The sequence below is a fragment of the Streptomyces piniterrae genome (assembly GCF_005048155.1).
Lineage (GTDB): Bacteria > Actinomycetota > Actinomycetes > Streptomycetales > Streptomycetaceae > Streptomyces > Streptomyces piniterrae.
On record NZ_SUMB01000008.1, the window covers coordinates 203187 to 226832 of the forward strand.

General features: G+C 70.1%; 20 protein-coding genes. 10 read left to right on the forward strand and 10 right to left on the reverse strand.

The genetic code is table 11. The features are described 5' to 3' along the window. Positions 1 to 13: 13 nt before the first annotated feature. The 5 genes from FCH28_RS23270 to FCH28_RS23290 all read right to left on the reverse strand — a co-directional run bounded on the left by FCH28_RS23270 (position 14) and on the right by FCH28_RS23290 (position 3922). A complete protein-coding gene (locus FCH28_RS23270; protein WP_136742047.1) occupies positions 14 to 493 on the reverse strand; it encodes an NUDIX domain-containing protein in 480 nt (159 codons plus the stop codon). A gap of 160 nt (positions 494 to 653) precedes the next feature. Beyond that, the gene (locus FCH28_RS23275) at positions 654 to 1550 is read right to left on the reverse strand and encodes a LysR family transcriptional regulator (RefSeq protein ID WP_136742048.1); all 897 of its coding nucleotides are present in this window, start codon (positions 1548 to 1550) and stop codon (positions 654 to 656) included. Positions 1551 to 1776: 226 nt separating this feature from the next. After that, positions 1777 to 2907: a cystathionine gamma-lyase gene (locus FCH28_RS23280; protein WP_136742049.1), complete on the reverse strand. Its 1131-nt coding sequence runs from the start codon at positions 2905 to 2907 to the stop codon at positions 1777 to 1779. Beyond that, entirely contained in the window at positions 2904 to 3455 is a 552-nt protein-coding gene (locus FCH28_RS23285; protein ID WP_246103139.1) for a low molecular weight protein-tyrosine-phosphatase, read from the reverse strand. The genes FCH28_RS23280 and FCH28_RS23285 overlap by 4 nt, the downstream gene beginning before the upstream one ends. Positions 3456 to 3544: 89 nt before the next feature. Then, positions 3545 to 3922 (reverse strand): phage holin family protein, encoded by a 378-nt coding sequence (locus FCH28_RS23290; RefSeq protein WP_136742051.1) that lies wholly within the window; start codon positions 3920 to 3922, stop codon positions 3545 to 3547. Positions 3923 to 3970: 48 nt separating this feature from the next. On the opposite strand from FCH28_RS23290, the gene FCH28_RS23295 reads away from it, so the two are divergent. From FCH28_RS23295 to FCH28_RS23310, 4 genes are all read left to right on the forward strand, one after another. Beyond that, positions 3971 to 4288, forward strand: coding sequence for a cupin domain-containing protein (locus FCH28_RS23295; protein WP_136742052.1), 318 nt, complete (start codon positions 3971 to 3973; stop codon positions 4286 to 4288). A 217-nt stretch (positions 4289 to 4505) separates the two neighbouring features. Next, complete coding sequence (locus FCH28_RS23300) at positions 4506 to 4730, forward strand: DUF5326 family protein (RefSeq protein ID WP_136742053.1); 225 nt, start codon at positions 4506 to 4508, stop codon at positions 4728 to 4730. A gap of 305 nt (positions 4731 to 5035) precedes the next feature. Further along, complete coding sequence (locus FCH28_RS23305; RefSeq protein ID WP_136742054.1) at positions 5036 to 5806, forward strand: IclR family transcriptional regulator; 771 nt, start codon at positions 5036 to 5038, stop codon at positions 5804 to 5806. Between the two features lie 103 nt (positions 5807 to 5909). After that, positions 5910 to 6332, forward strand: a complete 423-nt coding sequence (locus tag FCH28_RS23310; protein WP_187363902.1) for an SsgA family sporulation/cell division regulator — start codon at positions 5910 to 5912, stop codon at positions 6330 to 6332. A gap of 36 nt (positions 6333 to 6368) precedes the next feature. On the opposite strand, the gene FCH28_RS23315 is transcribed toward FCH28_RS23310, so the two are convergent. Continuing rightward, positions 6369 to 7793 (reverse strand): YibE/F family protein, encoded by a 1425-nt coding sequence (locus FCH28_RS23315; RefSeq protein WP_136742055.1) that lies wholly within the window; start codon positions 7791 to 7793, stop codon positions 6369 to 6371. Between the two features lie 197 nt (positions 7794 to 7990). On the opposite strand from FCH28_RS23315, the gene thiC reads away from it, so the two are divergent. Together thiC and FCH28_RS23325 are read left to right on the forward strand one after the other, a co-directional pair. After that, positions 7991 to 9811, forward strand: coding sequence for a phosphomethylpyrimidine synthase ThiC (gene thiC / locus FCH28_RS23320; protein WP_246103095.1), 1821 nt, complete (start codon positions 7991 to 7993; stop codon positions 9809 to 9811). Positions 9812 to 9954: 143 nt separating this feature from the next. Then, positions 9955 to 11649 (forward strand): DUF885 domain-containing protein, encoded by a 1695-nt coding sequence (locus FCH28_RS23325; protein WP_136742056.1) that lies wholly within the window; start codon positions 9955 to 9957, stop codon positions 11647 to 11649. 38 nt (positions 11650 to 11687) lie between these two features. On the opposite strand, the gene FCH28_RS23330 is transcribed toward FCH28_RS23325, so the two are convergent. From FCH28_RS23330 to FCH28_RS23340, 3 genes are all read right to left on the reverse strand, one after another. Continuing rightward, positions 11688 to 12560 carry a G protein-coupled receptor family protein gene (locus FCH28_RS23330; RefSeq protein WP_136742057.1) on the reverse strand — a complete coding sequence of 291 codons (873 nt, stop codon included), beginning with the start codon at positions 12558 to 12560 and terminating at the stop codon, positions 11688 to 11690. Positions 12561 to 12773: 213 nt separating this feature from the next. After that, a complete protein-coding gene (locus FCH28_RS23335; RefSeq protein WP_169314233.1) occupies positions 12774 to 13898 on the reverse strand; it encodes a metallophosphoesterase in 1125 nt (374 codons plus the stop codon). Positions 13899 to 14169: 271 nt separating this feature from the next. Further along, the gene (locus FCH28_RS23340; RefSeq protein ID WP_136742059.1) at positions 14170 to 15270 is read right to left on the reverse strand and encodes a LacI family DNA-binding transcriptional regulator; all 1101 of its coding nucleotides are present in this window, start codon (positions 15268 to 15270) and stop codon (positions 14170 to 14172) included. Positions 15271 to 15689: 419 nt separating this feature from the next. Between FCH28_RS23340 and hisC the strand changes: the two genes are divergently transcribed. After that, on the forward strand, positions 15690 to 16769 hold the full coding sequence (gene hisC, locus FCH28_RS23345) for a histidinol-phosphate transaminase (RefSeq protein ID WP_136742060.1): 1080 nt from the start codon (positions 15690 to 15692) through the stop codon (positions 16767 to 16769). Between the two features lie 42 nt (positions 16770 to 16811). Here hisC and FCH28_RS23350 read toward each other — a convergent pair whose 3' ends face one another. Continuing rightward, positions 16812 to 17180, reverse strand: coding sequence for a cyclophilin-like fold protein (locus FCH28_RS23350; protein ID WP_136742061.1), 369 nt, complete (start codon positions 17178 to 17180; stop codon positions 16812 to 16814). A 224-nt stretch (positions 17181 to 17404) separates the two neighbouring features. On the opposite strand from FCH28_RS23350, the gene FCH28_RS23355 reads away from it, so the two are divergent. The 3 genes from FCH28_RS23355 to cydD are packed head-to-tail and all read left to right on the forward strand — an operon-like array spanning position 17405 to position 23530. Beyond that, complete coding sequence (locus FCH28_RS23355) at positions 17405 to 18913, forward strand: cytochrome ubiquinol oxidase subunit I (RefSeq protein WP_136742062.1); 1509 nt, start codon at positions 17405 to 17407, stop codon at positions 18911 to 18913. Between the two features lie 9 nt (positions 18914 to 18922). Continuing rightward, positions 18923 to 19924 (forward strand): cytochrome d ubiquinol oxidase subunit II, encoded by a 1002-nt coding sequence (cydB, locus tag FCH28_RS23360; protein ID WP_136742063.1) that lies wholly within the window; start codon positions 18923 to 18925, stop codon positions 19922 to 19924. A gap of 42 nt (positions 19925 to 19966) precedes the next feature. After that, entirely contained in the window at positions 19967 to 23530 is a 3564-nt protein-coding gene (gene cydD / locus FCH28_RS23365; RefSeq protein WP_136742064.1) for a thiol reductant ABC exporter subunit CydD, read from the forward strand. Positions 23531 to 23646 lie beyond the last annotated feature (116 nt).

Consider the following 23646-nt stretch of genomic DNA (forward strand, 5'->3'; position numbering starts at 1 on the left):
CGGATGCTCCGGCTCAGCCCAGGTCGGGGGCGTGCATGGCCCGGATGCCCTCGATGTTGCCGTCCAGGTAGTGCCGCAACGAGAGCGGTACGACCTCGACGGATGCGATGCCGACCCGGGTGAACGGCACCCGCACGACCTCGTACTCCCCGCAGGGCTCCTCGACCTCGGGGCCGTGCCGGCGCGAGAGATCCATCGATTCCAGTCGGCAGACGAAGAAGTGCTGGACCTTCACCCCGTCCACGCCGCCGTCGCTGAAGTGCTCGACGGTGTCGACGAAGACCGGCACCACATCCTTGATCTTGGCGCCCAGTTCTTCGTCCACCTCACGGTGGAGGGCGTCGACGACGGTGGCGTCCTCGGGCTCCACGCCGCCGCCCGGAGTGATCCAGTACGGGGCCCGGCCCGGCTTGGTTCGCTTGATCAGAAGGAGATCCGCACCGTCGAGCAGAATCGCGCGGGCGGTGCGTTTGACGACTGGCCGTACGGTCATGTGGGACAGATGCCGCAGTGACGGCCTGGTGAAACCCACGCCACACGACACGACACCGCGCACTTACCTCGTACGTCGCGGGCCCCGACGCGCCACAGGCGTCACTGGCCTCGCCTCCGCCCCGTTCCGCCCCGCTTCCCCGTAGGCTCCGGTCCCCCGCTCACCAGTCCGCGGCTGCCCGCAGCAGCCACTCATGGGCCCTGGCGATATGCGGTAAGCCGAGCGTCCCGGTGCGTGCGGCCAGGAAGTAGGTGCGCAGCGGGGGCACCAGAGGGTCGAGCAGGGCGACGACCTCGCCGCTGTCCAGCGCGGCGGCGCACAGATAGCGGGGCAGTACGGCGAGCCCCGCGCCTGCCGCGACACAGGCCAGCACCGCCCGGAGGTCGGCGGCGATGACGGCGGCGGAAGCCGCGGGTTTGGCGTCGAAGACCGCGGCCCAGTAGCGGGTGATCAGCGGCAGGCTCTCGTGGACCTCGACCAGCGGTACGGGGTCCAGTGCGCGCACGCCCCGGGCCTGCAGGACCGCGGGCCCGCCCAGCCTGGCCGCCCAGCGCGGGCCCGCGATCAGCACATGCTCCTCGTCGCAGAGCGGGGTGGCGGTGAGCAGGCCGCCGCGTGGCCGGGCGGTGGTGACGGTCAGATCGTGGTGGCCGGCGGCCAGGCCGGTCAGCAGCTCCTCCGCCGGGCCGAAGGCGGTACGGATGGACAGGCCCTGCGCGATGAGCGGGGTGAGCGCGGGCAGCGCGCGCTCGGCGGTGAACTCCGGAGGACCCGCGAGATGGAGGGTGCGGGTGACGGACTCCTGGTCCAGGCCGGTCTCGGTGATCTCGGTGAGGGCGTCCAGATGTGGCGCCACTTTGTGGGCCAGCTCGTCGCCGGTGGTCGTGGGGGTGACGCCACGCGCGTTGCGCAGGAACAGCGGGCGGCCCAACTGGCGCTCCAGCACCCGGATCTGGCTGGTCACCGCGGGCTGGGAGAGGCCGAGCAGCGCCGCGGCGCGGGTGAAGGAGCCGGCCCGGTGAACCGTGACGAAGGTGCGCAGCAGGGCCAGATCCATCGCGTACCTCCTGCGCCCCTCGGAAGCCTGGTCGCGGCCCAACTATAAATTTGTCGATAGGGTTGTGTCGCTAGCGTGATTGGACACTGACGCTGAGTCAACTAGCCTTGTTTTAACGGTTCGTTTCACGTGAAACATGTCGAACCGTGGCCGGCAGGGTGACGAGGGGGGATACCCTGCCGGCCAGTTTTGCGAGAGTTCGGCGACGGGCCAACGGCTCGTGGGATCAGGCGTCCTGCGCTGCCGTGTCCAGCGCGCGCAGCACATCCGCGACCAGGTCCTCCGGCTCCTCCACGCCGACCGAGAAGCGGATGAAACCGTCCGGTACGGCATCGCCGCCCCAGCGGGCGCGCCGCTCGGCGGTGGAACGTACGCCGCCGAAGCTCGTCGCCTCGTCCACCAAGGTCAGTGCGGCCAGGAACCGCTCCGCGTGCGCCTTGTCGGGCAGCGTGAAGGACACCACGCAGCCGAAGCGGCCGGGGCGCATCTGCCGTACGGCGAGCTTGTGGGACGGGTCGGACGGCAGGCCGGGGTGACGCAGGACGGTGATCTCAGGGCGGTCGCGCAGCGCCTCGGCCAGCGCCAGGGCACCGGCCGCCTGCTGGCGGACGCGCAGCGCGAGGGTGGCGAGCGACCGGTGCGCCAGCCAGCTCTCCATGGGGCCGGGAATCGCGCCGACCGTCTTGCGCCACAGCCGTACGGAATCGGCCAGCGCGGCGTCGCGGGTGGTGGCGTACCCCAGCAGGACATCTCCGTGGCCGGTCAGTGCCTTGGTGCCGCTGGCGACCGAGAAGTCGGCGCCGAGGTCCAGCGGCCGCTGGCCGAGCGGGGTGGCAAGGGTGTTGTCGACGGCCACCAGGGCGCCCTGGCTGTGCGCGGCGTCGGCCAGTCGCCGGATGTCGCAGACGTCGAGGCCGGGGTTGGAAGGGGTCTCGATCCACAGCAGCCGGGCGCCCTCCAGCACGCCGAGCTGGGCATCGCGTGCGGTCGGTGCGGTACGGACCTCGATGCCGTAGCTCTCCAGGCGGGTGCGGACGGCGGGCAGCAGCTGGTAGCCGTCGTCGGGGAGCACCACCGCGTCGCCGGCGCGCAGTTGGGAGAAGAGGACGGCGCTGATCGCCGCCATGCCGGAGGCGAAGGCGACGGTGTGTGCGCTCTCGTCAGGCGATTCGAGCTCGCCGATGGCCCTTTCCAGGCGGGCCCAGGTGGGGTTGCCGTCACGGCCGTAGGTATACGGGCCGACGGCATCGCCGGGAAGGTGGAAGTGGGCCGCGAACTCGGGCCCGGGGAGGGCGGGCTGGAAGGGTTCGGGCTCCGGGAGTCCGGCTCGTACGACGCGGGTTCCGTCGCCCGTCATGCGCTGTCCTTCTCCTCGGGGTGGTGGTGTCCGGGCGGGCCCGGCGTGACCGCGGCGCGTACCGCCTCGACGAGGCCGTCGGCCGCCGCCTCGATCATCTCCAGGCACTCCTCGAAGCGGGCGGACCCGCCGTAGTACGGATCAGGGACGTCGAGGCCGGCGGTGGGCCCGATCTCCACGCCAGGGCCGGCGGCGGACAGGAGGCCGTGGTCGGCATCGCCACCGGCGCTCCCGTCGGCCGCGGCATCCGCCCCGTACGAGCGCAGCGCGCGGACCTTGGCGGCGTCCCGCGCGGTGGGCGCCAGCCGGTGCAGCTCCCGCAGATGACCGGAGTCGAGCGCGATGACCAGGTCGAGACGGTCGAACCAGGACGGTTGGAACCGCCGGGCGGTGTGCGTGTGGTCGTAGCCGCCCGCGCGCAGTACGGCGACCGTGCGCGGGTCGGCTTCCTCGCCCTCGAACCAGCCGCCGAGGCCCGCACTGCTGACGTCGACCAGTCCGCCGAGCCCCGCTTCCGCGATGCGGGCGCGGAAGACGGACGCGGCCATCGGCGAGCGGCAGATGTTGCCGGTGCAGACGAAGCAGATGCGGAACGGGGGGCTCAAGGGGGTGGTCCTCGGATTGGTCCTCAGGTCGGTCAGTCCTTGTCGGGGAGGAGCATGTGCATTGCCCAGGAGACGATCGAAATGATCACGCCGCCGAGCACCGCCGTCCAGAAGCCGTTGACGGAGAAGGCCAGGTCGAGTTTGCCGGCGACGAAGGACGTCAGCAGCAGCATCAGAGCGTTGACGACCAGGGTGATCAGTCCGAGCGTGAGCACGAACAGGGGGAACGAGAGCAGCTTCACGACGGGCTTGACCAGGAAGTTGACCAGCCCGAAGATCAGCGCGACCAGTACCAGTGTCAGGATCTGGCGGCCGGTGTTGTCGCCGGTGAGTGTTATGTCCTTGAGCAGCCAGATGGCCACGGCAAGCGCCGCGGCGTTGGCGATCGTCTTGACCAGAAAATGCTTCATGGTGAGATCGTCGCAGAAGAGTCTGAAACAGCGAGAGGTGCGGACGGCGTGAAAGCTTTCAGGCTGGAAGAACTGGAAGCGGAACGGGTCGCGAACGACGGCGCGTATCTGCAGTTCCTCCGGGAACGCAACATGTCGGTCGGGCTGTACGCGCTGGATGCGGGCAGCCTCGATCCGCAGCAGCCGCACGGCCAGGACGAGGTGTACTTCGTGGTCAGCGGCCGGGCGGCGATCACGGTCGGGACGGAGACGCAGTCGGTGGCGCGCGGCAGCGTCGTCTATGTGCCCGCCGGGGTGCCCCACAAGTTCCATCACATCAGCGAGGACCTGCGGGTGATGGTGGTCTTCTCTCCGCCCGAAAGCTGAGGCCCGGCGCCCCGGGTCCACCTCGGAGCGGAGGGCCGGACCCCGGATCCCCTAGGGGAAGACTCAGGGACAGGTCGGGGGTGTGAGGCCTCCGCGGCGGCCTTTCGCGCCCTAGCATCGACGGTGAAGGGGGAACCGGAGACGCGACGCGGCAGACGCGCAGCACGCGGACGGTGCCATCGACGCGAAGCGAGACGAGAGAAAGCAGGGCAGAGCAGTGGCTGGTAAGGGGATATTCGCAGGCCTTCCGTGGTGGGTCACCTGGGTCGTGGTGCCCGTCATCCTGATCGTTGTCTTCGGCGGACTGATCACCAGCGCGGTCGGCTTCCTGATCGGCCTGCTGTTCAAGGTCCTGATCGCGGCAGCGCTGATCGCCGGGGTCATCTATCTCGTGCGCAGGTTCACCGGAACATCGTCGTCCTCGTCGAAGGGCGAGTGGTAGGCCGCGTAGGCCGCAGGCTTTACCGGCACCGTTCGCAGACGCCCCGTTCCGTACGCCTGGAGCGGGGCGTTCGGCGTTCCCCGCAGGGGTGTTGGATTTCACCAGGTGCGTACGAGGCACTCCGTACGGTCATGACCGGTCAAGGAGCGTGCCGAGTGAGTTAACTCAAGTCATTCGGCCTGCCGGCGCTGCCGACGGGGCTAGAGTGCGCACCGCAGGCGTCTTCCGGATGCTGACGTTCCGGATCGCGTCCGGCGGCGCCAGGGCGGACGTCGCCGATAGGGGCCATGGGGAAGGCGTTGGCAATGGCGAACGGCGAATCCGATTCTCGTCCCACTCTGATCGGATCGGTGCGGCGCGCCCTCCGGCTGTTGGAGGCGGTGGCGGCGCACGCCGGTGGCGCGCCCGCCAAGCAACTCGCCAGAGAAACCGGGCTGCCGCTCGCGACGACCTACCACCTGCTGCGGACCCTGACGCACGAGGGCTATCTGCGCCGGGAGAACGGGGTGTTCGTCTTCGGGGAGGCCGCCGAGTGCCTCGGACGGGCCGGCGCCAGGAGCCGGCAGCGCGCCCATGTCTCCGAGGCGCTGGCCCTGGCGGGACGGGAGTTGGGGGCCGCCGTCTACTTCGCCGTCTACCGTGAGGGTGAGGTTGATGTGGTCGCGGTGACGGACGATCCGGACCGACCGCCGGTCGAGGAGTGGGTGGACTTCCGCACCAGCGCGCACGCTCACGCGATCGGGCAGTGTCTGCTGGCGCAGCTGGACGAGGCGTCACGGAAAGAGCATCTGGCCCGCCATCCCGTGCGGTCGATCACCCCGTTCTCCGTGCGGTCGGAGGGGGATCTGCTGCGGCGTCTGGACACGGTGCGTCGCGCCCAAGTCGCCTACGAGCAAGAGGAATATGCCTTGGGCACGGTCTGCTCCGCGTTCCCCGTGCATGTCAGCTCGGCGGCGGCGACGCTGGCCGTTTCGCTGCCCGCCGAGGAGGTGCACCGATTGCATGCCGTTACGGATCGACTACGCACAATGGCGGAGACGACGTTAACGACACTCGCCTTCTCTATCAGTATCTGAAAACTCACTCCTTGTGATCTGCTTGCACATGACAGACGATGGCGCAATAGGGCTGCGGGGGATGATTCCCGGCCATCTCCGATCAAGCGCGGGGTAGTGGTTGATGACCGACACAGTTCAGGCAGAAGTGATCATGAGCTTCCTCGTCTCGGAGGAACTCGCGTTCCGGATCCCGGTGCAGCTGGACTTCGACAGCGCCGATCCGTACGCCGTTCGCCTTACCTTCAATCTCCCCGGCGATACGCCTGTGACCTGGGCATTCAGCCGTGAATTGCTACTCGACGGGCTGAGTCGGCCCTCGGGTGAGGGCGATGTGCGCATCGCGCCGTCCTTCCCCGAGCACCTCAGCGATGTCTTCATCAGCCTCCAAGTAGGCGCCGAACGGGCCGTGTTCCGGGTCAGCGCGCCGCCTCTGGTCGCCTTCCTGGACCGCACCGACCGACTGGTGCCGCTGGGCGAGGAAGAGGTCTGCGACACCCTGGAGGCCGTGCTGGACCGGATCCTCACGGAGGCCCCGGCCGGCTGACCGCAACACTTTCGGTTACTCAGCGCATACGGCTACTCAGCGCTTACGACGTCTGCCGCGAGACCCGCGCCGCCCGGACCGTCCTGCCGTGGCCTCCTCGCCGCCCCATGGCGCACCGGACCCGGCGCCGGGCCCCGGCGCCGACCCGTCGGCCGGCCGGGCCCCGGCAGGCGCCCCCTGGCCCCTGCGGTCCGCCGAGACGACCAGCGCCGCGAGCAGCGTCGTCAGCGGCACCGAGGCGACCAGCCCGATGCTGCCCACCAGCGTGCGCACGATCTCCGTCGCGACCACCTCGCTCGAGGCGACCGTGCCGACGCTGCTCTGTGCGATCGAGAACAGCAAAAGCAAAGGCAACGCCGCGCCCGCGTAGGCCAGTACGAGCGTGTTCACCACCGACGCGATGTGATCCCGTCCGATCCGCATCGCCGCGCCGTACAGCCTGCGCCAACTCGCCGACGGATCCGCCTCCTTCAGCTCCCACACCGCGGCGGTCTGGGTCACCGTCACATCGTCGAGCACACCCAGCGAACCGATGATGATGCTCGCCAGCAGCAGGCCGCGGATCTCGATGTTCGGGTACAGGCCGTGCACCAGCCCCGTCGTGTCGTCGATATTGCCGGTCAGCAGCGCCCAGCCGATGAACACCGACCCGAGCAGGCCGATCAACAGCAGTGACGCGAGCGTGCCGAGCACCGCCACCGACGTCCGAGCCGTCAGACCGTGGCACAGATAGAGCGCGATCAGCATGATCGCGCTGCCGCCGACCACCGCCACCAGCAGCGGATTGGACCCCTGCAGGATCGCCGGGAGGATGAACAGCGTCAGGACCCCGAAGCTCGCCGCGAGCGCCACCAGCGCGAGCACCCCGCGCAGCCGGCCGACGACCACGACCGCGAACGCGAAGATCGCGGCCAGCACCCACATCGGGAAGGTCCGGTCCACATCGCTGACCGAATACTGAAGATCCTTCGGGGCCTTGGGGGAGTATGTGACCACCACGTCCTGCCCGGCCGTGTAGTGCCGCGTGGCGTCGGGCGTCACCACGGTCTGGAAGGTCCGCCCGGTGTCCTTCCCGGTCGTGACCTTGATCGTCGCCTGCTGGCAGTCGTTGCCCTTCGCCGCTCCCCCGCCCGGTGGTTGGCCCGGCGGCGGCGTCGGCTGAGGCTGCTGTTCGGCATGGACGTCGGCGCAGTTCACCTGCTCCACCTTGACCACGGTCGCGCGTTCCGTGGGCTGGTCGAAGCCGACGCCGGACGGCTTGTGCGCGGGCGCGCCGCCCGGCCACAGCACGACCAGGCCGACCACCACCGCGGCGGCGAAGGGGATCAGTACCGCTGCGATGACCTTGCGCAGATGGCGGGAGACGGGCGCAGCGGGCCCATGGCCATGCGCGTGCGCGTGCGAATGCGGATGCGTCTGGTGCTCGGGGCTGCTCACCGCCCGATCATCGCAAGAACTCATGGGGCCCCCTGTTCACCGCGCCACACCGGCCGCTACCGTGGTGCCACCTTTGCAATCGCGGGAGCTCGGAGCACCGGGCTGAGAGGGCGCTGACCTTCATCCCAGCGATGTTTCACGTGGAACATCGACGGATGGAAGCGGCTGCGTCGACCGCCGAACCTGTTACCGGGTAATGCCGGCGTAGGGAGTTGGGTCTTATGACTCTGCAGGATGCACGCACGCCTTCTGTGCCTGATCAGCGGGCAGAGCCCGCGGGTGTGCCGACCGACGGCACGGAGCCGAAGATCGGCTGGCACAAGGGCTATGTCTCCGGATCGCGCCCCGACCTTCGGGTCCCCGTCCGGAAGGTGCACCTCACCAACGGCAAGGACGTGACGCTCTACGACACGTCAGGGCCGTACACCGACCCCAATATCGAAACCGACGTCCGTCGCGGTCTCGCCCCGCTGCGCGAGAACTGGATCATCGCCCGCGGCGACACCGAGGAGTACGCGGGCCGCCCGATGCGCCCCGAGGACGACGGCCTCAAGCACACCTCGCCGCGCGGCGGCCTCAAGAACCTCGATGCGGTCTTCCCCGGTCGCCCCCGTCAGCCGCGCCGCGGCCGGGACGGCGGCGCGGTCACCCAGCTCGCCTACGCCCGGCGCGGCGAGATCACCGCGGAGATGGAGTACGTCGCCATCCGCGAGAACGTCTCGCCCGAGTTCGTCCGCGACGAGATCGCCGCCGGGCGCGCGGTGCTCCCCGCCAACGTCAACCACCCGGAGATCGAGCCGATGATCATCGGCAAGAACTTCCTGGTGAAGGTGAACGCCAACATCGGCAACTCCGCCGTCACCTCCTCCATCGAGGAGGAGGTGGAGAAGATGACCTGGGCGACCCGCTGGGGCGCCGACACGGTCATGGACCTCTCGACCGGCCGCAACATCCACACCACCCGCGAGTGGGTGCTGCGCAACTCCCCCGTCCCCATCGGCACCGTCCCCCTCTACCAGGCGCTGGAGAAGGTCGACGGCAAGGCCGAGGAGCTGACCTGGGAGATCTACAAGGACACGGTCATCGAGCAGGCCGAACAGGGCGTCGACTACATGACGGTGCACGCCGGTGTGCTGCTCCGCTATGTCCCCCTCACGGCCCGCCGCAAGACCGGCATCGTCTCGCGCGGTGGCTCGATCATGGCCGCGTGGTGCCTCGCGCACCACAAGGAGTCCTTCCTCTACACGCACTTCGAGGAGCTCTGCGAGATCCTCGCCTCCTACGACGTGACGTACTCCCTGGGCGACGGACTGCGTCCCGGCTCCATCGCGGACGCCAACGACGAGGCGCAGTTCGCGGAGCTGCGGACGCTCGGCGAGCTGAACACCATCGCCAAGCGGCACGGCGTCCAGACGATGATCGAGGGCCCGGGACATGTCCCGATGCACAAGATCAAGGAGAACATCGACCTCCAGCAGGAGATCTGCGAAGAGGCCCCGTTCTACACGCTCGGCCCGCTCACCACCGACATCGCGCCCGCCTACGACCACATCACCTCGGGTATCGGTGCCGCGATGATCGCTTGGTGGGGCACCGCGATGCTCTGCTACGTCACGCCCAAGGAGCACCTGGGCCTGCCGGACCGCGACGACGTCAAGACCGGCGTCATCACGTACAAGATCGCGGCCCATGCGGCGGATCTGGCCAAGGGGCACCCGGGCGCGCAGGAGTGGGACGACGCGCTCTCCGACGCCCGCTTCGAGTTCCGCTGGGAGGACCAGTTCAACCTGGCCCTCGACCCGGACACCGCCCGCGCCTTCCACGACGAGACGCTGCCGGCCGAACCGGCGAAGACGGCGCATTTCTGCTCGATGTGCGGCCCGAAGTTCTGCTCGATGAAGATCAGCCGCAGCATCACCGAACAGTTCGCCCCGGACCTGGCCGGCCCGGCCAGCGACGAGGAGATCGAGGCCGGAATGCTGGAGAAGTCCAAGGAGTTCGCGGCGAGCGGGAACCGGGTGTACCTGCCGATGGCCGACTGAGCCGACCGCGCCGCGCTGTCCCGGAACGCGTTTCCGGGGCAGCGGCGCACGGGCCCGGGGGACGCTCCGCCGCGTACGCCGGGGCCCGCGCCTGGCCGGTAGGCGTACTGCCGCACCGGCCGGCGGTGGGCCACCATGACCGCATGTCAGATCACCTGATCTCACCGCCCGTACCGCTCTCACCTCGCCGTATAGCCGATGAGTACGTGGCACAGGTCGCCGCTCTGGATCCGATGACCTCGGAGCGGCTGGGGTTGCACCCCGGGGACGACCGGATGCCGGACCTGTCGCCCGAGGGCTTCGAGGCCCTCGCCGAACTCGGCCGCCGTACCCTCGCCGCTCTCGACGCCGCCCCCGCCGCCGAGACACCGGAGGAACAGGCCGGGGCCAGGCTGCTGCGGGAGCGGCTCACCGCAGAGCTCGCCGTGCACGACGCCGGTGACAACTTCCGCCAACTGCGCAATGTCAGCGCGCCCATTCACCGGCTCCGCCAGATCTTCACCCTGATGCCCACGGACACCGATGAGCACTGGGAGGCGGTGGCCGGACGACTGCGCAACCTGCCGGGCGCGCTGGACGGATACCGGGCCACGCTCGCCGAGGGGATCTCCCGTGGCCTGCTCTCCGCTCCCCGACAGGCCCTCGCGGTGATCGGCCAGCTCGACGCCTGGACCGCGCGGAACACTGGCGGCCCCGGCTGGTTCGCCGACTTCGCCGCGGGCGGCCCCGACCGGCTGCGTCCCGAACTGGACGCCGCGGCCCGCAAGGCCACCGCCGCCGTCGCCGAGTTCCGCAACTGGCTGCGGGACACGTACGTTCCCGCCGGGGCGGGGATCCCGGACGCCGTCGGCCGCGAGCGCTATCTGCGCGCCGCCCGCCACGCCACCGGCGCCGACCTCGACGTGAACGACGCCTACGCATGGGCCTGGGACGAATTCCACCGGACGGCCGCCGAGATGCGGACCGAGGCCGAACGCGTCCTGCCGGAGTCGACCGTCCTCGAAGCCATGCACCACCTCGACACCCATGGGCACGTGATCAAGGGTGAGGAGGCGATCCGCGACTGGTTGCAGCAGATCATGGACGAGGCGATCGACGCTCTCGACGGCCGCCACTTCGACATCTCCGGCCCCCTCCGCAACGTCGAATCCTGTATCGCACCGCCGGGAAGCTCCACGGCTCCGCACTACTCGGGCCCCAGCCTCGACTTCAGCCGCCCCGGCCGCACCTACCTCCCGACCCTCGGCCGGCAGACGTTCCCGACCTGGCAGATCGTCAGCACCTGGTACCACGAGGGCGTCCCGGGGCACCATCTGCAGCTCGCCCAGTGGGTCGCGGCCGCCGACCGGCTCGGCCGCTACCGGGTCACCCTGGGCAAGGTCACCGCCAACACCGAAGGCTGGGCGCTGTACGCCGAACGCCTCATGGACGAACTGGGCTTCCACACCGACCCCGGCCGCCGGCTCGGCTACCTGGACAAACAGATGCTGCGGATCATCCGGGTGATCATCGACATCGGTATGCACCTGCGCCTCGCCATCCCGGCCGACGCCGGCTTCCACCCCGGCGAACGCTGGACGCCGGAGCTGGCCACCGCGTTCATGGCCGCTCACCACGGCAGCCCCACCGAGCGACGCAACGGCGAGATCAACCGCTACCTCGGCTGGCCCGGCCAGGCCATCGGCTACAAACTCGGCGAACGCGCCTGGCTGCAGGGCCGCGAAGCGGCCCGGCGCAGGCACGGCGCCGCGTTCGACCTCAAGTCCTGGCATATGAAGGCGCTCGCCCAGGGATCCTTCGGCCTCGACGATCTGACGGACAACCTGGCCGGGCTGTAGCGGGGCACCGCGGCCGCGCCGAGGGCCGCGCGGCCGCCCTACTCCGCCCCGTGATCGGGCCCCCCGTAATCCGGGCTGGTGAAGTCCGGGCTGGAGTAGCGGGGGCGGGGGGCCGCGGGGCCGCTCTCGGGGCTGGTGAATTCGGGGCGGGTGTAGCCGAGGGTGGGAATGCGGTTTTCGGGCGCGGGGGTGCGGCGGGGAACGTAGTCGTCGTCCGGGGCGGCGGCCGGGTCGGTGAGGGCCTCGCTGAGGAACGGCAGCAGCCCGCGTTCCAGGAGGGCGTCCCGCCAGGCCTCGTGGGCACGGTCCAGCTCCTCCGCCAGTTCGTCCGCTCTGCCGGACCGGGCGGAGGAGCCGTTGCGCACGGCGGTGATGACGAGGCAGACCATGGCGACGAAGGCACCCACGGCGGTCAGCGCGGCGAAGATCCAGCCGACGCTGATCAACGGCTGGGCGACGGCCTGTTGGGGGCTGATGGTGCGCAGCACGTAGCCGATGAGCAGGAACAGCACGGCGGCGATGCCGGCGAGGACCGGGGCGAGGACGGCGACCATGGCGGCCAGTCCGGCGCCGGTCGCCTCCGCGTTCTCGGCCGTGGCCGGTCCTGGGCTTCCGTCGGCCGCCTCGTCCTGCACCTCGACGCCCGCGTCGGAGCCGTACGAGGCGGACACCGGCGCCCGCAGTTCGGCACGGAGCTGTACATACCGTTGGTATTCGGCCGTCGCGCACGCGGCGATCGCGGTGGTGGCGCCGAGGGCCATCGTGCGCAACTGCTCGGTGTTGAGGTGCTTTCCCGCGCCGGGGCCGAGCTCGTCCGGACAGTGGGCGGCGGTACGCAGCGCCTCATCAAGGATCCGCGCGAACTCGGCGCGGTCCTCGTTCAGCAGGTGCGGAGCGCTGTTCATGTGCATCCCCCGATGCTCCGTAGGGCCGTACGGCCGGCGGTGGCCGGGCGGTGGGCGGAAACGGAGGAGAGCCTGCTACGGATAGCCCGATGGTAGAGCGCCTCCGGCCGGCGGTGACAGGGAGTTTGCGGAATTTGAGTCCTGCCACGACCGGAATCCGCCCCGGCCGACGGTCCGCCGCCCGCCCGCGGGGCTGGCGTACACCTGCCCCGCGGACGCTCAGCCAGTCAGCGGAAGTTGAGCGACCAGCAGCTTTCCGGCCATCGTGATCCCGCCGTCCATCGCGATGGCGAGACCGTCGGCGTAGACATGCGGACCGTCGACGGCGATGCCATCGCCCTCGCCGTCCTCCGTGCCGACCTCGCCCAGCAGATACGGGATCGGGCTGTGGCCGTGCACGACGCGCTGGCCGCCGTAGACGTCCAGGAGTTCGCGCACGGCCTGGGAGCCGGACTCGTCGCGGAAGGCGAAGCGCTTGGTGAACTTGCGGAAGAGGTCCCAGACTTCGTCGGCGTCGCTGCGCGTCAGCACGTCGTGGACGGTGTCGTTGACGGCCTCGATGGAGTCGCCGTAGTCGAGGTAGGCGGTGGTGTCGGAGTGCACGAGCAGATGCCCGTCCTCTTCCATCACGGCGTCCAGGCGGGCCATCCACTGCAGGTGGTGGTCCTCCAGGCGGTCCATGTCGGTCTTCTGGCCGCCGTTGAGGAGCCAGGCCGCCTGGAAGGAGGCGGTGCCGGCGCCGGACTGGACGGGGGTGTCGCCGAACCGCTTGGCACCCAGCAGCAGCAGTTCGTGGTTGCCCATCAGGGCCTTGCAGTAGCCGCCGGCCGCAGCGGCCTGCGCGGAGAGCTGCATGACGAGGTCGATGACGCCGATGCCGTCCGGGCCGCGGTCGGTGAAGTCGCCGAGGAACCACAGTCGGGCGTTGCCGGCCGCCCAGTTGCCGTCCGCGTCGATCAGCCCTTCGGCGGCGAGCGCCTCGCGCAGCTCGTCGTAATAGCCGTGCACATCGCCGACGACGTACAGCGGGCCCATGCCCTCGGGCGCGTCGGAGTCGGCCTCGGGCGCCGGCACGAAGTCGGCGGCCGGGCGGTCGATGAGGGTGTCGGTACGGGTGATGACCGGGAGGTCGCGCGCGGTCGGGGTGTACTCCTCGGGGAGCTCGACCGGCGGGGCGGGCGGCGGCACCACGGGAGGTGCGCCGGGCGGCGCGGTCGGCGGACCCGCGGGCAGGTGGAGCGGCGGACCGAGCGGCGGCATGGCGGGTGGTCCGGCGGGCCCGCCGGAGGACGATCCGGGCGGAGGAGGGCTCGCCGGTGTTGGTCCCGCCATGGTCCACACCATGGATCCCTGACTGGCCCCCTGAGTCATCGACCCCTCCACCGTTGCGCCGCCGTGCACCTCTCGGACCTTTGCCTGGTCGACGGCGGTCCGCGGTGTCGTGCGCCCATCATAGGAATGCTGCTCGCGGGTTGTGACGCACCCGGGGGTGGTCAATCACACTGTGCCCGTCGTTCACGGATGATTTCTCCCTGGATCACCCAGTTTTTTCCTGACGGCAAGGAGACGCCCGGCCGCCGCCGGCACGGCCGGGCCTCTGCCCACAGGGGCGTGATCACTCACCCGCGGGTCTCCGTGGCGGGCTGATGGTCGTCCGTGGGGACCGTCGCTGGGACGAGGTCCGCACGATCAGATCGGTCGGTATCACCTGTTCGATGGGCCGGCCGTTGTCGAGTCCCTCGATGGCGTCGATGAGGATCTGGACGACGGCGGTGCCGATGCGGCGCGGCTTGAGGGACAGGGTGGTGATGGGCGGCTCGGTGGTGGCGTAGCCGGTGGACTCGCTGCAGCAGACCAGCAGCAGATCCTCGGGAACGCGCAGTCCGTAGCGCCGGGCGGCGGCGAGCAGATCGGTGCCGTTGGGGTCGAAGAGTCCGTAGACGGCGTCCGGCCGGTCCGGGCGGGCCAGCAGCCGGTCGGCGGCGATGGCGCCCGCGCACGGATCGTGCGCCGGGTAGGACTCGTACACCGGATCCTGGCCGACCCGGTCGCACCACCGCAGATAAGCGGTGGTCGACAGCCGGGTGTAGGTGTCGGTGGTGGTGCCGGTGAGCAGGCCGATACGGCGGGCGCCGGCGTCGGCGAGGTGGTCGAGCAGACCGAGGACGGCGGCTTCGTGGTCGTTGTCGACCCAGCCGGTGACGGGGAGGGTGCCGCCCGGACGGCCGTCGGAGACGACGGGGATGCCGTGCCGGACGAGTTCGGTGACGACAGGATCGCCGTCGGCGGGGTCGATGACGACGGTGCCGTCCAGGGCGACGTTCGACCACACGTCGTGGCGGGATGTCGCGGGGAGGATGACCAGCGCATAGCCGCGGGCCAGCGCCGCGGAGGTGGCGGCTCTGGCCATCTCTGCGAAGTACGCGAATTCGGTGAAGGTGAAAGGTTCATCCCCGTACGTGGTCACGGTCAGACCGATGAGTCCTGACTTGCCGGTACGGAGCGTGCGGGCGGCTGCGGACGGGCGGTAGCCCAGCCGGTCGGCCACCTCGCGGACATGGCTACGGGTGGCATCCGGAAGCCGCCCCTTGCCGTTGAGCGCGTCGGAGACAGTCGTGATCGATACACCGGCTGCGGCGGCCACGTCCCGGATGCCCGCCCGCCCCAGCCGGCGACCCGTCGACCGGCTCACCTGGTGCTTCCCTGCTGCTGTCATGGCGAGCCGATAGTAGGGCTCGGCAGGGCCATTCGCGGGGGCGCGCCGCCGCTTGTTAAAAGGTACGTTTCTGCATGGTGATCTCCCGTCAATCTCCTTTGAACTGAAGGGAGTTGCGGTTTGATGTGATCGTTTACCGGGAGATTGGTTGTCCTTACCTGGCGATCCGTCCAGGTCTCGAAGAGGTCTCAAGTCACCTTCACGAGGGATGCGCGCCACGGCGCCCGCCACCGGCGCGCGCCGGGTCCCGGGGCGCCCCTCCGGCCTTGCGCGCGGGGTTTCGGGAGCGAGTGGGAGAGAGTGCGCCGGGGTCGCGGTGCGTCGTGGTCCGGCTACGAAAGGGGGCTGACGCCCGGCGGGGCAATCCTCATAAGGTGTGCAGTATTGGAGTCGAGCGGGACGGTCGAGGAGGACCTGCGGTGAGCGAGAAGACCCCGAAGCTGCGTGCTGCGCTGGACGGCATCCCCACGTACAAGCCGGGCCGGCCGGCGGCGGCCGACGGCCCCGCCGCGTACAAGCTGTCTTCCAACGAGAACCCCTATCCGCCGCTGCCGGGTGTGCTGGAGAGCGCGGTCAGCGCCGCCGGATCGTTCAACCGCTACCCCGACATGGCCTGCACGGGTCTGATGGCGGAGCTGTCCGAGCACTTCTCGGTGCCGGTCGAGCATCTGGCGACGGGTACCGGGTCGGTGGGTGTGGCGCAGCAGCTGATCCAGTCGACGGCCGGGCCCGGCGATGAAGTGATCTACGCCTGGCGGTCGTTCGAGGCGTACCCGATCATCACCCAGGTCTCCGGGGCCTCATCCGTCAAGGTGCCGCTGACCTCGGGTGAGGTGCACGACCTGGACGCGATGCTCGCCGCGATCACCGACCGGACGCGGCTGATCTTCGTCTGCAACCCCAACAACCCCACCGGCACCGTCGTACGCCGTGCCGAGCTGGAGTCGTTCCTGGACCGGGTGCCGAGCGATGTGCTCGTCGTTCTGGACGAGGCGTACCGCGAGTTCATCCGCGACCCCGAGGTGCCGGACGGCATCGAGATCTACCGGGACCGCCCCAATGTGTGTGTGCTGCGGACCTTCTCCAAGGCCTACGGCCTGGCGGGGCTGCGGGTCGGCTTCGCGGTGGCGCACGAGCCGGTGGCCGCCGCGCTGCGCAAGACGGCGGTGCCGTTCGGGGTGAGCCAGCTGGCGCAGGACGCGGCGGTGGCTTCGCTGCGCAGTGAGGCGGCGCTGCTGGAGCGGGTCGACTCGCTGGTCACCGAGCGGGCCCGGGTGTACGAGGGCCTGGTCGGCCAGGGCTGGACGGTCCCCGAGTCGCAGGCCAACTTCGTGTGGCTGCGGCTGGGGGACCGTACGACGGACTTCGCGGCGGCGTGCGAGCGGGCCGGGGTGGTCGTGCGGCCGTTCGCCGGTGAGGGCGTGCGGGTGACGATCGGCGAGAGCGCGGCGATGGATCTGTTCCTGGAGGCCGCGGAGGAGTTCCGCAAGGCGCTGTGACGAGCGTGTCTTCTTGAGGCCGTGGGTCCCTGACCTGCGGCCTCAGGCTTTTTCGACGCGGATGGGGTCGCCGCTGCGGACGGTGGTGAGCTGCCGCGGATCGCCGTCGACGCGGCCCAGCACATTGCACGGGGAGGCGAGGCGGCACTCGTCGCCCCGGGAGATCGGGGTCGGACCGTACGGGAGCGCGAGTGCGCTGCCCTCGGTCCAGAAGGCGACCGTGCCGGGTTCGACGACCTGGCGGGCGTCGGCCTCCAGCGCGGGCGTCAGCCCGGTGTCGAAGTAGACCTCCTCGCCCCAGGTGTGGGCGGTGCTGCCGAGCGGTAGTGCGGCGGTGAGTGCGGCGGCGGTCGGGGTGTCGTCGAGGGTGGCGGTCAGGTGCCCTGCGGGCCATGAGATCCGTATCTTCATGGCGCCGAATTCAACAATATGTTGAAGCGCGGGGGAAGGGGTCGCGGGCCATGGATTCCGGCGTGACCGCGGTCACGCACCCCCCATGGGAGAGGTCGATCGGCCATGGGAGATAATTGCTTGTGAATGTGAACGCGTTCACAAGCGCGCCCGCTATGTACCGCTCTGTGCGGTGCAAAGGGGGCGACTGCCGTAGTTCAACGGCGACGTAAGGAGAGAACGACGTGGAACTGGCGTTGGCGCCAGAGACTCTGGCGCGATGGCAATTCGGCATCACGACCGTCTACCACTTCCTGTTCGTCCCCCTGACGATCTCCCTCGCCGCTCTGGTGGCCGGACTCGAGACCGCATGGGTGCGAACGGGCAAGCAGAAGTACCTCAAGGCCACCAAGTTCTGGGGCAAGCTGTTTCTGATCAACATCGCGATGGGTGTCGTCACCGGCATCGTCCAGGAGTTCCAGTTCGGCATGAACTGGTCCGACTACTCGCGGTTCGTCGGTGACGTCTTCGGCGCCCCGCTCGCCTTCGAGGCGCTGATCGCGTTCTTCTTCGAGTCCACCTTCATAGGCCTGTGGATCTTCGGGTGGGACAAGCTGCCCAAGAAGATCCACTGCTTCTGCATGTGGATGGTCTCGATCGGCACCATCCTGTCCGCCTACTTCATCCTCGCGGCCAACTCCTGGATGCAGCACCCGGTCGGCTACAAGTACAACGCCGCCAACGGCCGTGCCGAGCTGACCGACTTCTGGAAGGTGCTGACCCAGGACACCACCCTGGTCGTCGTCTTCCACACGCTGACCGCCGCCTTCCTGACCGGCGCCGCGTTCATGGTCGGCATCTCCGCGTACCACCTGATGCGCAGGAAGCACGTCACGGTCATGCGGACGTCGCTGCGGCTCGGGCTGGTCACCCTGGTCATCGCCGGCATGCTCACCGCGATCAGCGGTGACGAGCTCGGCAAGGTCATGTTCAAGCAGCAGCCGATGAAGATGGCGGCGGCCGAGGCGCTGTGGGACACCGAACAGCCGGCGCCGTTCTCCGTCTTCGCCTACGGCGATGTCGACAAGGGCCACAACAAGGTCGCCATCGAGATCCCCGGACTTCTCTCCTTCCTCGCCCACAACGACTTCAGCTCGCCGGTCCCCGGCATCAACGACGTCAACAAGTCCGAGCAGCAGCAGTTCGGGCCCGGCGACTACCGGCCCAACATCCCCGTCGCCTACTGGGGCTTCCGCTGGATGATCGGCTTCGGTATGACGTCCTTCGCCATCGGGCTGGCCGGCCTCTGGCTCACCCGTAAGAAGTTCTGGCTGGCGCCGGCGCTGCGGACGGGCGACGAGGAACCACCCACGCTCGCGCTCACCAAGAACAAGCAGCTCGGCGCCCGACTCACCAAGTGGTACTGGTCGCTGGCCTTCGTCACCCTCGGATTCCCGCTCATCGCGAACTCCTGGGGCTGGATCTTCACCGAGATGGGCCGTCAGCCCTGGGTCGTCTACGGCGTGCTGCGCACCTCCGACGCGGTGTCGCCGGGCGTCTCGCAGGGCGAGGTGCTCACCTCGATGATCGTGTTCACCACGCTCTACGCGGTGCTCGCCGTGGTCGAGATCAAGCTGCTGGTGAAGTACATCAAGGCCGGACCCCAGGAGCTCTCCGAGTCCGACCTCAACCCGCCCACCAAGATCGGCGGCGACCCCAAGGACGCCGACCGGCCGATGGCCTTCTCGTACTAGGAGGCGACCGTGCAACTCCACGACGTCTGGTTCGTCCTTATCGCCGTCCTCTGGGTCGGCTACTTCTTCCTCGAAGGCTTCGACTTCGGCATCGGCGTCCTCACCAAGCTCCTCGCCCGCGACCGGCGCGAGAAGCGGGTACTGATCAACACCATCGGCCCGGTCTGGGACGGCAACGAGGTCTGGCTGCTCAGCGCGGGCGGTGCGACCTTCGCCGCCTTCCCCGAGTGGTACGCGACTCTCTTCTCCGGCTTCTATCTGCCCCTGCTGCTGATCCTCGTCTGTCTGATCGTGCGCGGTGTCGCCTTCGAATACCGCGCCAAGCGGAACGAGGAGCGCTGGCAGCGGAACTGGGAGACGGCGATCTTCTGGACCTCGCTGCTCCCCGCGGTGCTGTGGGGCGTCGCGTTCGGCAACATCGTGCGCGGAGTGAAGATCGACGCGCACAAGGAATACGTCGGGGGCGTGCTCGACCTGCTGAACCCGTACGCGGTCCTCGGCGGTCTGGTCACGCTGACGCTGTTCACCTTCCACGGCGCGGTGTTCGCGTCGCTCAAGACCCTGGGCGACATCCGGGAACGGGCGCGCCGCACGGCGACCGTCCTCGGGCTGATCACGGCGGTGCTCGCGCTCGGCTTCCTGGGCTGGACCCAGGCCGACAAGGGGGACGGCAGCAGCCTGATCGCCATGATCGTCGCGGTGGTCGCACTGCTCGCGGCGCTGGTGGCCAATCAACTCGGGCGCGAGGGATGGGCGTTCGCCTTCTCCGGGATCACCGTCGCCGCCTCGGTCGCGATGCTGTTCCTCACGCTCTTCCCGAACGTCATGCCCTCCTCGCTGAACGAGAGCTGGAACCTCACGGTCACCAACGCCTCCTCCAGCCCCTACACCCTGAAGATCATGACCTGGTGTGCCGGTATCGCCACACCGATCGTGCTGCTCTACCAGGGATGGACGTACTGGGTGTTCCGCAAGCGGATCGGCACCCAGCACATCGCCGACGCCCACTAGCTGAGCCCGCTCCGTCGGGTTCAGCAGGACGGAATGTTTCACGTGAAACCGATCGACCCGCGCCTGCTCCGCTACGCCCGCGCCACCCGTGTCTTCCTTGCCGCGGTGGTGGTGCTCGGGCTTGCCGGGGCGGGGCTGGTCGTCGGCCAGGCCATGCTGATCGCCGAGATCGTGGTCGGTGCCTTCCAGCACGATCGCGGTCCGGGTGAACTGAGCACCGCACTCCTCCTGCTCGCCCTGGTCTCGCTCGGCCGCGGGCTGGTCTCCTGGCTCACGGAGCTGGCTGCGCACCGGGCGAGCGCCGCGGCGAAGTCCGAGCTGCGGCTGCGGCTGCTGGAGCGGGCCACAAGGCTGGGGCCCAGTTGGCTCGCCACCCAGCGCACCGGTCATCTCACCACCCTCGCCACCCGCGGTATCGACGCCCTGGACGACTACTTCGCGCGCTATCTGCCGCAGCTCGGGCTGGCGGTCGTGGTGCCCCTCGCCGTCCTGGCCCGCATCGTCACCGGCGACTGGATCTCGGCCGCGACGATCGTCGTCACCCTGCCGCTGATCCCCCTGTTCATGGTCCTCATCGGCTGGGCCACCCAGGCACGGATGGACCGCCAGTGGAAGCTGCTGGCACGACTGTCGGGGCACTTCCTGGATGTGGTGTCCGGGCTGCCGACGCTGAAGGTCTTCGGCCGGGCCAAGGCCCAGGCCACCGCCATCCGTTCCATCACCGGTGAGTACCGCCGTGCCACCCTGCGCACCCTGCGGATCGCCTTCCTCTCCTCGTTCGCGCTGGAACTCCTCGCCACGATCTCCGTCGCCCTGGTCGCGGTCGGTATCGGTATGCGCCTGGTGCACGGCGAACTCGATCTCTCCACCGGCCTGATGGTGCTGGTCCTGGCGCCCGAGGCGTATCTGCCGCTGCGGCAGGTGGGCGCGCAGTACCATGCCGCGGCCGAGGGGCTCGCGGCGGCGGAGGAGATCTTCGCGGTGCTGGAAACGCCGCTGCGTACGCCCGGTACGGCACCCGCGCCCGAGGGCACCGCGCTGGCCGTCGACGGGCTGGTGGTCCGCCATCCCGGACGCGCCGCCGACTCGCTCCCCGCGACGTCCTTCGAGGTCAGGCCCGGTGAGACGGTCGCCCTGGTGGGCCCGTCCGGCGCCGGCAAATCCACCCTGCTGAGTGTGCTGCTCGGCTTCACCGAGCCGTCCGAGGGCCGCGTCCTCGTCGATGGCGACGACCTCGCGTCCCTCTCCCCCGAAAGCTGGCGGCAGCGGATCGCCTGGGTGCCGCAGCACCCGTACCTTTTCGCGGGCACCATCGCCGAGAACGTACGGCTGGCGCGCCCCGACGCGGAGGACGCGGCCGTGCGGACGGCCCTGGAAGACGCCGGGGCGCTGGACTTCGTCGACGCGCTCCCCGACGGCGTCGCGACCCGGCTCGGCGAATCCGGCGCCGGGCTCTCCGCGGGGCAGCGGCAGCGGATCGCGCTCGCCCGCGCCTTCCTCGCCGACCGCCCGGTCCTGCTCCTGGACGAGCCGACCGCGAACCTGGACGGCGAGACCGAGGAGGCCATCGTGGCGGCCGTCCGGCGGCTCGCGGTGGGCCGTACGGTTCTGCTGGTCGTACACCGGCCGGCGCTGCTGGCGGTGGCCGATCGCACGGTGCGGCTGGCCGGGCCGGCGGGGGAGCGAGCGGCCTCGGGAGCGGGCGCGGTGGGCGCCGAGGCGGTGCGGGGCGACGACGGCGAAGCGCCGGTCGCCGCGGCCGAGGACATGCCCGGCGAAGTACCCGCGGATGCGGGCGAAGGCGTCCCCACCCGTGGCCCGGCGCTCGCCCGGCTGCGCCGGATGGCCCGCGCCCGACGCGCCCGGTTCGCACTGGCGCTGCTGCTCGGGAGCCTCGCGCTGGGCAGCGCGGTGGGCCTGATGGCGACGTCCGGCTGGCTGATCTCACGGGCCTCGGAACAGCCGCCGGTGCTGTATCTGATGGTGGCGGTGACCGCGACCAGGGCGTTCGGCATCGGGCGCGCGGTCTTCCGGTACGCCGAGCGGCTCGTCGCCCACGATGCGGTGTTCCGGATGCTCGCCGATGTACGCGTCGCCGTCTTCCGGCGGCTGGAGCGGCTCGCGCCGGCCGGCCTCAAGGAGCGCAGCCGTGGCGATCTGCTGTCGCGGCTGGTGGCGGATGTCGACGCGGTGCAGGACCACTTCCTGCGCTGGCTGCTGCCCGTCGGGGCGGCGCTGCTGGTCGGCGCGGGCGCCGTCGGCTTCACCGGATGGCTGCTGCCGGAGGCCGGTGCGATTCTCGCGGCCGGACTGATGCTGGCGGGCGCGGGTGTGCCGGCGCTCTCGGGTGCGCTGGCCCGGCGCGCGGATGGGCAGTTGGCACCGGCCCGCGGAGTGCTCTCCACCCGGGTCGTCGATCTGCTCACCGGCACGGCCGAGTTGACGGTCGCCGGTGCCCTCGCGGCCCGTACGGACGCGGCGCGGCGCGCGGACCGTGAACTGACCCGGATCGCTTCCCGCTCGGCCGCCGCGGCCGGGATCGGTGCCGGGCTCTCGGCGCTGCTGTGCGGGCTGACCGTCGCCGCGGCGGCGGTGGCGGGTGTGCAGGCGGTGCACGACGGGCGGCTGGACGGCGTGGCGCTGGCCGTCGTCGTCCTCACGCCGCTCGCCGCGTTCGAGGCGGTGACCGGGCTGCCGCTGGCCGTCCAGTACCGCCACCGCACCCGGCGCGCCGCCGAGCGAATCTTCGAGGTGCTGGACTCCCCGGCGCCGGTCCGCGAACCGGACGCGCCGGAAGCCGCTCCCGACGCACCGTTCCCGCTGGTCGTAAGCGATCTGACGGCACGCCACCCCGGCCAGACCGAGCCGGCGCTGGACGGTGTCGGCTTCACCCTGACACCCGGTCACCGGCTTGCCGTCGTCGGCTCGTCCGGCTCCGGCAAGACCACGCTCGCGCAGGTGCTGCTGCGGTTCCTGGACCGGGAGGCGGGGACGTACACGCTGGACGGGACGGATGCACAGGCGGTGGACGGAGACGCGGTCCGGCGGCTGGTGGGGCTGTGCGCGCAGGACGCGCATATCTTCGACAGCTCGCTGCGGGAGAACCTGCGGCTCGCCCGTCCTGGTGCCGCCGACGACGCGTTGTGGGCCGCGCTTGACCGGGCGCGCCTGGCGGACTGGGTGCGCGGGCTGCCCGACAGGCTGGACACCATGGTCGGTGAACACGGCGCGCGGCTGTCCGGTGGCCAGCGCCAACGGCTGGCACTGGCGCGTGCGCTGCTCGCGGACTTCCCGGTGCTCGTCCTGGACGAGCCCGCCGAGCACCTCGATCTGGCCACCGCGGACGCGCTGACCGCCGATCTGCTGGCCGCGACCGAGGGCCGTACGACGGTGCTGATCACCCACCGGCTCACCGGTCTCGACACGGTCGACCAGGTGCTGGTCCTGGACCGCGGGCGGGCCGTGCAGCACGGCGGATACGCGGAGCTGGCGGCGGCCGACGGCCCGTTCCGGCGGATGCTGGAGCGCGAGCGGGCGGTGGACGCGGCGTACGGCGGAACCGGAGCTCGCAAAACTGAACTTTCACCGGAAATGGTCGCTTATTAGGCTCGGGCCATGGCAGCCACGGAAGGATCCTCAGCCCCCGTCGACGCCTCGGACCCCGTCGACGCCTCGGACCCCGGCGATGAGGGACGCACCGGCGTGGGGCCCGATGTCCTCGA

Bases quoted from the DNA above. Each gene is read 5' to 3' on its own strand.
- FCH28_RS23270 (WP_136742047.1), bottom strand. From the start codon at position 493: ATGACCGTACGGCCAGTCGTCAAACGCACCGCCCGCGCGATTCTGCTC.
- FCH28_RS23275 (WP_136742048.1), bottom strand. From the start codon at position 1,550: ATGGATCTGGCCCTGCTGCGCACCTTCGTCACGGTTCACCGGGCCGGC.
- FCH28_RS23280 (WP_136742049.1), bottom strand. From the start codon at position 2,907: ATGACGGGCGACGGAACCCGCGTCGTACGAGCCGGACTCCCGGAGCCC.
- FCH28_RS23285 (WP_246103139.1), bottom strand. From the start codon at position 3,455: ATGGCCGCGTCCGTCTTCCGCGCCCGCATCGCGGAAGCGGGGCTCGGC.
- FCH28_RS23290 (WP_136742051.1), bottom strand. From the start codon at position 3,922: ATGAAGCATTTTCTGGTCAAGACGATCGCCAACGCCGCGGCGCTTGCC.
- FCH28_RS23305 (WP_136742054.1), top strand. From the start codon at position 5,036: ATGGCGAACGGCGAATCCGATTCTCGTCCCACTCTGATCGGATCGGTG.
- FCH28_RS23310 (WP_187363902.1), top strand. From the start codon at position 5,910: ATGACCGACACAGTTCAGGCAGAAGTGATCATGAGCTTCCTCGTCTCG.
- FCH28_RS23315 (WP_136742055.1), bottom strand. From the start codon at position 7,793: ATGAGTTCTTGCGATGATCGGGCGGTGAGCAGCCCCGAGCACCAGACG.
- thiC (WP_246103095.1), top strand. From the start codon at position 7,991: ATGACTCTGCAGGATGCACGCACGCCTTCTGTGCCTGATCAGCGGGCA.
- FCH28_RS23325 (WP_136742056.1), top strand. From the start codon at position 9,955: ATGTCAGATCACCTGATCTCACCGCCCGTACCGCTCTCACCTCGCCGT.
- FCH28_RS23330 (WP_136742057.1), bottom strand. From the start codon at position 12,560: ATGCACATGAACAGCGCTCCGCACCTGCTGAACGAGGACCGCGCCGAG.
- FCH28_RS23335 (WP_169314233.1), bottom strand. From the start codon at position 13,898: ATGGTGTGGACCATGGCGGGACCAACACCGGCGAGCCCTCCTCCGCCC.
- FCH28_RS23340 (WP_136742059.1), bottom strand. From the start codon at position 15,270: ATGACAGCAGCAGGGAAGCACCAGGTGAGCCGGTCGACGGGTCGCCGG.
- FCH28_RS23350 (WP_136742061.1), bottom strand. From the start codon at position 17,180: ATGAAGATACGGATCTCATGGCCCGCAGGGCACCTGACCGCCACCCTC.